10 protein-coding genes are annotated in these 11,426 nt (G+C 74.0%); 8 read left to right on the top strand and 2 right to left on the bottom strand.

Features of this window, described 5'->3' with window-relative positions:
- Positions 1–92: 92 nt before the first annotated feature.
- The gene (locus ACFXPK_RS25580; RefSeq protein WP_385003821.1) at positions 93–302 is read right to left on the bottom strand and encodes a hypothetical protein; all 210 of its coding nucleotides are present in this window, start codon (positions 300–302) and stop codon (positions 93–95) included.
- A 94-nt stretch (positions 303–396) separates the two neighbouring features.
- Here ACFXPK_RS25580 and ACFXPK_RS25575 point away from each other — a divergent pair, with 94 nt between their 5' ends.
- The 4 genes from ACFXPK_RS25575 (at position 397) to ACFXPK_RS25560 (ending at position 5,469) form a co-directional block, all read left to right on the top strand.
- A complete protein-coding gene (locus ACFXPK_RS25575) occupies positions 397–1,614 on the top strand; it encodes a bifunctional adenosylcobinamide kinase/adenosylcobinamide-phosphate guanylyltransferase (protein WP_385078979.1) in 1,218 nt (405 codons plus the stop codon).
- 111 nt (positions 1,615–1,725) lie between these two features.
- The gene (gene cobT, locus ACFXPK_RS25570; RefSeq protein ID WP_385078977.1) at positions 1,726–2,844 is read left to right on the top strand and encodes a nicotinate-nucleotide--dimethylbenzimidazole phosphoribosyltransferase; all 1,119 of its coding nucleotides are present in this window, start codon (positions 1,726–1,728) and stop codon (positions 2,842–2,844) included.
- A gap of 76 nt (positions 2,845–2,920) precedes the next feature.
- Positions 2,921–4,750 (top strand): phosphatidylglycerol lysyltransferase domain-containing protein, encoded by a 1,830-nt coding sequence (locus ACFXPK_RS25565; RefSeq protein WP_385007056.1) that lies wholly within the window; start codon positions 2,921–2,923, stop codon positions 4,748–4,750.
- A complete protein-coding gene (locus ACFXPK_RS25560; RefSeq protein ID WP_385007058.1) occupies positions 4,747–5,469 on the top strand; it encodes a hypothetical protein in 723 nt (240 codons plus the stop codon). Before ACFXPK_RS25565 ends, ACFXPK_RS25560 begins: the two co-directional genes overlap by 4 nt.
- Positions 5,470–5,524: 55 nt before the next feature.
- Here the strand turns inward: ACFXPK_RS25560 and ACFXPK_RS25555 are convergent, their stop codons facing one another.
- Positions 5,525–6,274, bottom strand: a complete 750-nt coding sequence (locus ACFXPK_RS25555) for a hypothetical protein (RefSeq protein WP_385078973.1) — start codon at positions 6,272–6,274, stop codon at positions 5,525–5,527.
- Between the two features lie 156 nt (positions 6,275–6,430).
- On the opposite strand from ACFXPK_RS25555, the gene ACFXPK_RS25550 reads away from it, so the two are divergent.
- The 4 genes from ACFXPK_RS25550 to ACFXPK_RS25535 form a co-directional block, all read left to right on the top strand.
- Complete coding sequence (locus ACFXPK_RS25550; protein WP_385078970.1) at positions 6,431–7,225, top strand: adenosylcobinamide-GDP ribazoletransferase; 795 nt, start codon at positions 6,431–6,433, stop codon at positions 7,223–7,225.
- Positions 7,226–7,453: 228 nt separating this feature from the next.
- Positions 7,454–8,983, top strand: a complete 1,530-nt coding sequence (locus ACFXPK_RS25545) for a leucyl aminopeptidase (protein ID WP_385078967.1) — start codon at positions 7,454–7,456, stop codon at positions 8,981–8,983.
- A gap of 213 nt (positions 8,984–9,196) precedes the next feature.
- Positions 9,197–10,585, top strand: a complete 1,389-nt coding sequence (gene lpdA, locus ACFXPK_RS25540) for a dihydrolipoyl dehydrogenase (protein ID WP_385007551.1) — start codon at positions 9,197–9,199, stop codon at positions 10,583–10,585.
- Positions 10,586–10,681: 96 nt separating this feature from the next.
- The coding region (locus tag ACFXPK_RS25535; RefSeq protein ID WP_385078963.1) for a biotin/lipoyl-containing protein at positions 10,682–11,426 on the top strand (745 nt) is incomplete at its 3' end.

Genomic DNA, 11,426 nt, shown 5'->3' with positions numbered 1-11,426 from the left:
GGTCGGGTGTGCGGGTGGTGTCGGCGGGGCGGGCGCCCCCCCTGGGGGCGGGGGGGGGGGGCCCCGCCCGCGCCGGCTCACCGGTGTACGGGTCAGCTCGGCTCGGCCTGGAGACTCATCGGGCCGTAGATCTTGCTGCCGTCCTCGAACAGCGACACCTGCTCCGCGCCTCCGTCCAGAAGTTCCCTCCAGACCTCACCGACCCATGACTCGGCGTCCCCCTGTGTCGTGAACTCCTCCGGCTCCACCGCCGGCGGGACCTCCGTCCCGTCGGCCTTCTCGAACCGCCACATCCACGCCATGTGCGCCTCCCGGCTCCCGCGGAACTGATCGATCTACCTGCCCGCAGCGTAGCCGGGCGCGCACCGTACGCGCCGACGCGGCAGGATCATCCCTGTGGAACTGACTCTGCTCGGTACCGGCGCCCCCACCGGCCTCCCCCGTCCCCACTGCCCCTGTGCCGCCTGCGCGACCGCCCGCGGCCCGTGGGCCCGCGCCGCGACCGCCCTCCTGGTGGACGGGGTGCTGCTGCTGGACCTGACCCCGGGGGCCGCGCTCGCCGCGGCGCGCGCGGGCCACTCCCTGGCGGGGGTACGGCAGGTCCTGCTCACCCATCCGCACGACGGACCGGCCGTGGAGCTGCCCGCGGGGCTGCCGTCGGCGGGGCGGGTCGCGGACGGCCGGGTGCTGACGATGCTCAGCGGCCACCGGGTACGCGCGGTGGCGATGGACGCCCCGGGCACGGGGTACGAGGTGACGGGCCCCGGCGGCGAGCGGCTGCTCCATCTCCCGCCGGGCGGCGCACCGGCCGGGGTGGCCTCGGGCAACGGCCGTACGCAGGCCGCGCCCGCCCCGTACGACATGGTCGCCGCCGATGTCGTCGGCCGGCCCGACGCGGTGGCCCGGCTGCGCGCGGCCGGTGCGATCGGCCCGGACACGGATGTCGTCGCCGTCCATCTCGACCATGACGTGCCGCCGGGCCCGGAGCTGGTACGGCGGCTGGCGGCGGCGGGCGCGCGGGCGGTCCCCGACGGGACGACGCTGACGGTGGGCGCGTACCACCCCGTACCCGAGGTGCCGCGGCGCACGCTGGTGACGGGCGGGGCGCGTTCGGGCAAGTCCTGGGAGGCGGAGCGCAGGCTGACGGCGTTCCCCGGGGTGCTGTACGTGGCGACGGGCGGCACCCGGGGCGGCGACACCGAGTGGGAGGAGCGCGTCCGCCTCCACCGCGAGCGCCGCCCCGGCTCCTGGCGCACGGCGGAGACCTGCGACCTGGTGCCGCTGCTGGCGGCCGAGGGCCCGCCGCTGCTGATCGACTGTCTGTCGCTCTGGCTGACGGACGCCATGGACCGGGTGAACGCGTGGGACGACGCGGCGTGGTCCTCGGGCGGCGAGAAGGCGCTGCGCGAGCGGACGGCCCATCTGGTCGCGGCGGTCAGGGAGACGCGGCGCACGGTGGTGGCGGTGACGAACGAGGTGGGCGCGGGCGTGGTCCCGGCCACCCGCGCGGGACGCCGCTTCCGCGACGAACTGGGCCGGCTGAACGCGGCGGTGGCACAGGAGTGCGAACAGGTGCTCCTGGTGGTCGCCGGACAGGCGCTCACGCTCAGATGACGGAGGACGGCCGGCCGACGGCCGTCGACCGGGCCCGCGGCCGGAGGCCGCCGATGCGTACGGCGAGCGCCCCGGAGGCGGACCGGGCCTCCCAAAATGTACTGTCGCCGGATGAGTTCGCTGAATCTCGATGACTTCTCCGATCTGATCGAGCGCCCCGACAGCGGTACCCGGCGTGACGCCGAGGAACGGCGGGAGCGGCTGGTCGTGGCACCGGGGGCGCTCGGGCGCCTCGACGAGTTGGGTGAGTGGCTGTCGGCCGCGCAGGGGTCCGTGCCGGTGCGGCCGGTGGAGCGGCCGCGGGTGGTGCTGTTCGCCGGGGATCACGGTGTCGCCGGTCTGGGCGTGTCGGGCCGGCCCGCGGGCGGTGCGCATGTGCTGGTGCGGGCGGTGCTGGACGGGGCGAGCCCGGTCGCGGTGCTGGCCCGCCGGGCGGGGGTGCCGGTACGGGTCGTGGACGCCGGTCTCGACTGCGATCCGGCGCTGCTGCCCGACGAGGTCGTCCGTCATCGCGTGCGGCGGGGCAGCGGGCGGATCGATGTCGAGGACGCGCTGACGGCGGACGAGGCGGAGCGTGCCGTCCGGCTCGGGATGGCGATCGCGGACGAGGAGGCGGATTCGGGGACGGATCTGGTGGTCCTCGGCGATCTCAGCGTGGGCGGTACGACGGCGGCGGCGACGCTGATCGCGGCGCTCTGCGGCACGGACGCCTCCGTGGTGACGGGGCGGGGCGGCGCGGGGATCGACGATCTGGCGTGGATGCGCAAGTGCGCGGCGGTGCGGGACGCGCTGCGCCGGGCGCGGCCGGTGCTCGGGGATCAGGTGGAGCTGCTGGCGGCGGTGGGCGGCGCGGATCTGGCGGCGATGACGGGGTTCCTGCTGCAGAGCGCGGTGCGCAGGATGCCGGTGATCCTGGACGGGGTGGTGTCGGCGGCGTGCGCGCTCGTGGGGCAGCGGGCGGCGTTCCGCGCCCCTGACTGGTGGCTCGCGGGCCAGGTGAGCGGGGAGCCGGCGCAGGCGAAGGCGCTGGACAGGATGGCGCTCAACCCGCTGCTCGATCAGGGCGTCACTGTGGGGGAGGGTTCCGGGGCGCTGCTCGCGCTTCCTCTTGTCCAGGCGGCCGCCGCTCTCGCGGCGGAGCTGCCGGAGAGGCCGGATCCCGAGGCCGCGGACGGGTCCGGGGACGCCGGTGGCGTCGCGGGGTCCGACGGGGTGACCACGACGGAGTAGGGCATCGGATGCGGCGGCCGGGACGGGCCGCCGCATCACCCGGCATGGAGCGCGATGCCCCATATGATCGCGTTTCATGGGAGAAGTCCACGTGCTTGCCGACCGATCGACCCGGGCGGGCGCCCCGGGTCCGCGGGACACCCCGGGCCGGGGCACGGCCCGTTCGCTGCGGGCCGCCGCGTACGCCGTCTGGTATCTGCGGACGGTCACCTTCATCAACTTCCTGAGCGCGGTGTGGGTCTCGCTCGGCCAGGATCTGCGCCGGCACAACGTCGACGACTACTTCACCCCGTATCTGCTGACGGCGGGGTTCGCCTCCGGGGTCTTCACGCTCTTCCTGGCGATCACGATGCGCCGCCGCAAGCGGGCGGCGTGGATCCTCAACCTGGTCCTCTCGGGGCTCTTCCTGCTGCTGTTCTCGTTCGCGATGACGTTCGCGGAGATCCGGCACCACGCGCAGAACTGGGTCGCGCTGGGGCTGACCGCCTCGTTCGTCGCGGCGCTGCTGCTGGGGCGCCGCGAGTTCTACGCCAAGGGCGACCGGGCCAATCCGCGGCTGGCCGCGGTGGTGGCGCTGGGCGGGCTGACGGCGGCCTCGCTGCTGGCGGCGCTGCTGGTGACCGTCACGAACACGGCGCACGGCGGCTCGTCGTTCCCGGAGCGGTGGCGGTACGGCACGATGCGGCTGGTGTCGCTGGCGGCGGACGCGTCGCGGTTCCCGGGGATCGCCACGCCGGGCTGGGTCGATGTCGTCATCAACGTCCTGTCGACGCTGCTGCTGTTCGCGGTGGTGTACGCGGCGTTCCGCGCGCGGCGCGCGGTGGATCCGCTGACGGTGGAGGACGAGGCCCGGCTGCGGGTGCTGCTCGACCGGTACGGCGAGCGGGACTCGCTGGGGTATTTCGCGCTGCGCCGCGAGAAGAGCGTGATGTGGTCCCCGACGGGGAAGGCCGCCGTCGCGTACCGCGTGGTGGGCGGGGTGTCGCTGGCGTCCGGGGACCCGATCGGGGATCCGGAGGCATGGCCGGGGGCGATCACACCGTGGCTGGCGCAGGCGCGGGAGCACGGCTGGATCCCGGCGGTGATGGGCGCGAGCGAGGAGGCCGGGACGATCTACGCCCGGCATGGCCTGGACGCGCTGGAGCTGGGCGACGAGGCGCTGGTGGAGACCGCCGACTGGGCGGTCGGGGGGCGTCCCGCGGGGAAGCCGGCCGCGCTGGAGGGGCGGGCGATGCGGACGGTGCGGCAGGCGTACAACCGGGTCGCGCGGGCCGGTTACCGCGTACGGATCCGGCGCCATGAGGACATCCCCGCCGAGGAGATGGCCGAGCTGCTGCGGCGTGCGGACGACTGGCGTGACGGTGCCACCGAGCGGGGTTTCTCGATGGCGCTGGGGCGGCTGGGCGATCCGGGCGACGGGCGGTGCGTGATGCTCGAATGCCTGGACGGGGACGGCGCGTTGCGGGCGGTGCTGAGCTTCGTGCCGTGGGGGCCGAACGGTCTCTCGCTCGATCTGATGCGCCGTGACCGGGACGGCGAGAACGGTCTGATGGAGTTCATGGTGATCGAACTCCTCCAGCGGTCCGGGGAGATCGGGATCGCGCAGGTCTCGCTGAACTTCGCGATGTTCCGGTCCGTCTTCGAGCGGGGCGCGAAGCTGGGCGCGGGGCCCGTGCTGCGGCTGTGGCGTTCGCTGCTCAGCTTCTTCTCCCGGTGGTGGCAGATCGAGTCGCTGTACCGGGCCAACGCCAAGTACCGGCCGATCTGGGAGCCGCGTTTCCTGCTCTTCGAGAAGAGCGCGGACCTGCTGCGCATCGGGCTCGCCGCGGGCCGCGCCGAAGGGTTCCTGGAGGCGCCGGGGCTGCCGGGGTGGCTGCATCGCCGACGGCTGGAGAGCCGCCGGTGACAGGTGGGGCGAGGGGGGCGGCGCTCCGTACGCGGTGCCGCCGGTTCGCCCGGCGGGAGTGGGTGCCGCTGCTGACGACGGTGCGGATCACGCTGTCCAAGCGGCGGGCGCGGGCGGTCCCGATGACGCTGGCGGCGGTGGGGCTGACGGCGCTGCTCCAGCTCGTGCAGAACCAGCCGTGGGGGTACCGGCCGGTGATGGACCTCGGCGCGGTACGGGCCGAGGATCCGCTCGGGGTGGCCCTGCTCCGTACACCGCTGTCGCTCTTCGTGCCGGCGCTCGATCTGCCGGTGTGGGGGGCGCTGGCGCAGATCCTGCTGGTCTTCGGGGTCGCGGAGATCTGTCTGGGCCGGTGGCGGACGCTGGTGATCGCGTACGTGGCGACGCTGGCCGGGACGCTGTACGCGCGGATCGGCATCGCGCTCGGGCCGCGGGTCTTCCCGGGGCTGCCCGCGTCGGACGCGGAGATCGTGGACACGGGCCCGTCCGCGGCGGTGGTGGGGCTCGCGCTGTTCCTGTGCTGGCGCTACCGGGCCCGGTGGACGGCGGCGGTGCTGCTGCTGGCGCTGGTCGGGGAGTGCCTGGTCAAGGACAATCTGGCGGGCCGGGAGCATCTGGCCGCGTCGGCGGCGGTACTGGCGCTGATCGGCGTCCTGGAGTGGCGGCGGCGCGGCGGACGGCGGCCCCGGTTCCGCGGGCCGGCGAGCCCTCCGGAGTGACCGGCCGGGGCCGGGCGGGGCCGACCGGGGCCGGGCGGGACTTCGCGGACAGGCGCTAGCTCCCCTCCGGCCGGTCCGGGGTGCCGCCGATCCAGTCCTGGAGACGGCGGCGCGGGCCCGCCCAGCGCCGGTCGCGGCGGTAGGCGCGCAGCTCCGCCCTGGCCCGCGCCCTGGGGCGGCGGCGGTAGAAGCGGCGGGCGTACGGAGATCCCGGTCTGGCCAGCCGGATCGCGCCGATGAGCGCGACGAAGGGCACCAGCGTGCCGATGAGGGTCATCCGGAGCTTGCCCTTGAAGAGGGTGACGAGGACGAAGACGAAGTTGACCAGGATGGTGAGGACCGCCGAGCCGCGGCTCTGCTGCTGGTCGGGGGTGAGCGCGTTGACGTCGAGCGGCGAGAACCCGCTGAGGACGAGCAGGGCGAGCGCGGCGGCCAGGACGACCGCCTCCACGCTCTGCCGGCCCTGTTCGCTCCAGTAGACGTCGTGGAGGTGGAGGATCAGCGCGAACTCGTCGAGGACGAGCCCCGCGCCGAGGCCGAAGATCACCGCGCAGACGCAGGCGGTCACGCCGTGGCGTCCGCTGCCGACGGCGCCGAAACCGCCGATCACGGTGAGGATCACCCCGGGCACCACATGGTGGATGTGGACACCGCCGGGCGCGATGTTCCGGAACGGGCCCTTCCCGGCCCGGATGAGCCGGGTGACCGTACGCGTCAGCAGGAAGGTGAGGACGAAGGAGGCGAGGGCGAGCAGGGTGGGGAGCTTGCCCGGCTCGGTGATGTTCTGCTGGAACCAGTGCCCCATGCCACCTGCTCCCGGATAGCCGCGTACGCGTAATTTAATGGCTTACGACACCTTTGGCCGCCCGGGGGGACGTCCTCTCCGGCCGCCCGGGTACCGCCCTCCGCTCGGGCCGCCCCGCGCCCGGGACGCCGCCGGTGCCCGGCTACCCTTCCCGCGATGACCTCCACGAACGACCGCGCCTCGCTCGCCGACGGCCTGCGCTTCGCGTTCGGCACCCTCACCGTGTTCCCCGTCCGCGTGGCGCGCTGGGACCGTACGGCCGCCCGCGCCGGCATGCTCGGCGCCCCGGCCGCCGGGCTCGCCGTGGGCGGCTGCGCGGCGGTGGCCGGGGCGTCGGCGCTGCTCGCGGGCGCCTCTCCGCTGCTGGCCGGGGTGGCGGCGGTCGCCGTGCCCGCCGTCCTCACCCGGGGGCTGCACCTCGACGGTCTCGCGGACACGGCGGACGGTCTGGGCAGCGCCAGGCCCGCCGAGGACGCGCTGCGGATCATGAAGCGGTCGGACATCGGCCCGTTCGGTGTGATCACCCTGCTGCTGACGCTGTTCGCGCAGGTCGCGGCGGTCGCGGAGCTGTACGGGGAGAGTCCGGCGCGGGGCGCGGTGGCGGTGGTGCTGGCCGGGCTCACCGCCCGGCTCGCGCTCACCCTCGGCTGCCGCGCGGGCGTGCCCCCGGCCCGGCCCGAGGGGCTGGGCGCCGCGGTGGCGGGCACGGTGCCACCGCGGGCCGCCTGGTGCGCGGCGGCGCTGGTCACCGGCGCGGGCGCGGCGGCAGGCGGGCTCTTCGGGGTGACGGGCGCCGTGCACCACGCGCTGGCGGTGGTGGCCGGGCTCGGCGCGGCGGCGCTGCTGCTGGCGCACTGCGTACGACGGTTCGGCGGGGTCACCGGCGATGTGTTCGGCGCGCTCGCGGAGACCGCCGCGACGACCGTGCTCGTCGCGCTGACGCTGAGCTGACCTCCCGCCGGGGCCATGGTGGCGGAGCGCCGTGACGCGTCATGACGAGGGGCGTGCCAAAACGTCGGGAACACCCCCACAGACGAGTGAACCGCCGCCGCTGTGAGGGCCGCCCATCACTGAGCGTAGGCTCGTCCACGCCGCGCGCGGCCGTACGGGCGACGCGGCGGGGACGGCCGGCGCAACCCCCGGCCGTCAGGAACTCAACGGAAGCGAGATTTCACCACCGTGACTGCTCTCACTCTTAAGCCCGCCGGCGCGGCGACCCTGCGCGTCGACGCGATCGTCGTCGGCGTCGCGAAGGGCCCCAAGGGGCCGGTGGCGGCTCCGGGCGCCGAGGACGTGGACAAGGCGTTCGACGGAAAGCTCGCCGCCGTTCTGGAGACCCTCGGTGCCTCCGGCGGCGAGAGCGAGGTGACCAAGCTGCCCTCGCAGGGCGGTCTGAAGGCCCCGGTCGTCCTCGCGGTCGGCCTCGGCACCGTACCGGAGAAGGACGAGACGTACGGCACCGAGACGCTGCGCCGGGCCGCCGGTACCGCGGCGCGCGCCCTCTCCGGCGTCAAGAAGGCCGCGTTCGCGCTGCCCGTCGAGGCGGTCCTGGACATCGAGGCGATCGCCGAGGGCGCGCTGCTCGGCGCGTACGCCTTCACCGCCTACCAGGGCGGCGCGAAGAACGCGAAGAAGGGCGACGGGCCCAAGCAGCCGCTCGGCGAGGTCGTGCTGGTCGGCGCGAAGCCGCGTGACAAGGCCCACAAGGCGGCGGCCGAGCGGGCCGTCGCGCTGGCCGAGGAGGTCAACCGCGCCCGTGACCTGGTCAACACCCCGCCGAACGACCTGACGCCCGCGTCCTTCGCCGCCGTGGCCACCGCCGCGGGCAAGGAGCACGGCATCAAGGTCCAGGTCCTCGACGAGAAGGCCCTCGCCAAGGGCGGCTACGGCGGCATCCTCGGCGTCGGCCAGGGCTCGGTGAACCCGCCGCGCCTGGTGAAGCTCGCGTACACGCACCCCGACGCGGAGAAGACGCTCGCGCTGGTCGGCAAGGGCATCACGTACGACTCGGGCGGCATCTCGCTCAAGCCGGCCGGGCACAACGAGACGATGAAGTGCGACATGAGCGGCGCCGCCGCCGTGTTCGCCTCGGTCGTCACCGCCGCGCGGCTGGGCCTGCCGGTCAACGTCACCGGCTGGCTGGCGCTGGCCGAGAACATGCCGTCGGGGTCGGCGATCCGCCCCGGTGACGTGCTGCGCATGTACAGCGGCAAGACCGTCGAGGTCCTCAACACCGACGCCGAGGGCCGGCTCGTGCTGGCGGACGCGCTGACCCGCGCCTCGGAGGAGAACCCGGACGCGATCGTCGACGTGGCGACCCTGACCGGCGCGATGGTGCTGGCGTTGGGCAACCGCACCTTCGGGATCATGGCCAACGACGACGCGTTCCGTACGTCGCTGCACGAGATCGCCGAGGAGGCGGGCGAGGCGTCCTGGCCGATGCCGCTCCCCTCCGACCTGCGCAAGGGCATGGACTCCCCCACCGCCGACATGGCGAACATGGGCGAGCGGATGGGCGGCGGGCTGGTCGCGGGCCTCTTCCTGAAGGAGTTCGTCGGCGAGGGCATCACCTGGGCCCACCTGGACATCGCGGGTCCCGCGTTCCACGAGGGCGCCCCGTACGGCTACACCCCCAAGGGCGGCACGGGCTCCTCGGTCCGCACCCTGGTGCGGCTGGCGGAACGCACCGCCTCGGGCGACCTGGGCTGACCCGGAGCAGGTGGTGACGTCGGGGGTCGTGGTGCGGGCGGGGAGTGCCGCTCGCACCGTGACCCCCGACCCCGTCGGGCGGCGCACCGTGCAAAGATGGGTAATCGGCAGGACAGGGCCCCCACCACAGGGCCGACGACATAGCGGCCGAAGACCAGCCGCCGCCCGGTCATCGTGAGACCGCGCCCGGCGCACATGCATGGAGGACGTGACGTGGCGAACGACGCCAGCACCGTTTTCGACCTAGTGATCCTCGGCGGCGGTAGCGGCGGTTACGCCGCGGCGCTGCGCGGAGCGCAGCTTGGTCTGGACGTCGCACTGATCGAGAAGAACAAGCTGGGCGGCACCTGCCTGCACAACGGCTGCATCCCCACGAAGGCCCTGCTGCACGCCGGCGAGATCGCCGACCAGGCGCGCGAGAGCGAGCAGTTCGGTGTCAAGGCCACCTTCGAGGGTGTCGACATCGCGGGGGTCCACAAGTACAAGGACGACGTGATCTCGGGCCTGTACAAGGGGCTCCAGGGTCTGGTCGCCTCCCGCAAGGTGACCTTCATCGAGGGCGAGGGCCGGCTCTCCTCCCCCACGTCCGTCGATGTGAACGGCTCGCGGGTCCAGGGCCGCCATGTGCTCCTCGCGACCGGTTCCGTACCGAAGTCGCTCCCGGGCCTGGAGATCGACGGCGACCGGATCATCTCCTCGGACCACGCGCTGACGCTGAACCGCGTCCCGCAGTCCGCGATCATCCTGGGCGGCGGCGTCATCGGCGTCGAGTTCGCCTCCGCGTGGAAGTCCTTCGGCACGGACGTCACCGTCGTCGAGGGTCTGAAGCACCTGGTCCCGGTCGAGGACGAGAACAGCTCGAAGCTGCTGGAGCGCGCGTTCCGCAAGCGCGGGATCAAGTTCAACCTCGGTACGTTCTTCGAGAAGGCCGAGTACACGGAGACGGGCGTCCGCGTCACGCTCGCCGACGGCAAGACCTTCGAGGCGGAGGTGCTGCTGGTCGCGATCGGCCGCGGCCCGGTCTCGCAGGGGCTCGGCTACGAGGAGCAGGGTGTCGCGATCGACCGCGGCTACGTCGTCGTCGACGAGTACATGCGCACGAACGTCGAGACGATCTCGGCCGTCGGTGACCTCGTCCCGACCCTCCAGCTCGCGCACGTGGGCTTCGCCGAGGGCATCCTCGTCGCCGAGCGGCTGGCGGGTCTGAAGACCGTCCCGATCGACTACGACGGTGTGCCGCGGGTCACGTACTGCCACCCCGAGGTCGCCTCCGTCGGCATCACCGAGGCGAAGGCCAAGGAGATCTACGGCGCGGACAAGGTCGTCGCCCTCAAGTACAACCTCGCGGGCAACGGGCGGAGCAAGATCCTCAAGACCTCCGGCGAGATCAAGCTCGTCCAGGTCAAGGACGGTGCCGTGGTCGGTGTCCACATGGTCGGTGACCGTATGGGCGAGCAGGTCGGCGAGGCTCAGCTCATCTACAACTGGGAGGCTCTGCCGGCCGAGGTCGCGCAGCTCATCCACGCGCACCCGACCCAGAGCGAGGCGCTCGGCGAGGCCCACCTGGCCCTGGCCGGCAAGCCGCTGCACTCCCACGACTGATGGATCAGTCCGGGCTCGACGACCACTTCCGTACTTCCCCTCGCTCGGCGCTCCGCGCGAGCTGGGGAGACACCACCGTTAGGAGCAACTGAAACCATGTCGGTTTCCGTAACCCTGCCGGCGCTCGGCGAGAGCGTCACCGAGGGCACTGTCACCCGCTGGCTGAAGGCCGAGGGCGAGCGCGTCGAGGCCGACGAGCCGCTGCTGGAGGTGTCGACCGACAAGGTCGACACCGAGATCCCGGCGCCCGTCGCCGGTGTGCTGGCGTCCATCAAGGTCGCCGAGGACGAGACCGTCGAGGTCGGCGCCGAGCTGGCCGTCATCGACGACGGTACGGGCGGCCACGAGGCGGCCCAGCCGACGGAGGCCGCTCCGGCCCCCGTGGCCGAGCAGGCCCCCGCCGCCGCGCCCGCCCCGGCTCCGGCGGCCGAGGCTCCGGCCGCTCCGGCCCCGGCGGCCGAGGCCGCTCCCGCCGCCGCCCCGGCCGGTGGCGCCTCCGGTACCGATGTCACGCTGCCCGCGCTGGGCGAGTCGGTCACCGAGGGCACCGTCACCCGCTGGCTGAAGGAGGTCGGCGAGGAGGTCGCGGAGGACGAGCCGCTGCTGGAGGTCTCCACCGACAAGGTCGACACCGAGATCCCCGCCCCGGTCGCCGGTGTGCTGCTGGAGATCGTGGTCGGCGAGGACGAGACCGCCGAGGTCGGCGCGAAGCTGGCCGTCATCGGCGCCCCGGGCGCGGCTCCGGCCGCTCCCGCCGCCCCGGCCGCTCCGGCTCCGGCCGCCGCCCCGGCACCGGCTCCGGCGGCTCCGGCCCCGGCCGCCCCCGCTCAGGAGGCCCCGC

Origin of the sequence: Streptomyces sp. NPDC059142 (genome assembly GCF_042755665.1) — a bacterium.
In the GTDB taxonomy this organism is placed as follows: Bacteria; Actinomycetota; Actinomycetes; order Streptomycetales; family Streptomycetaceae; genus Streptomyces.
The sequence above is the reverse complement of the archived record's forward strand: the minus strand, read 5'-3'. Positions and strand labels throughout refer to the sequence as shown.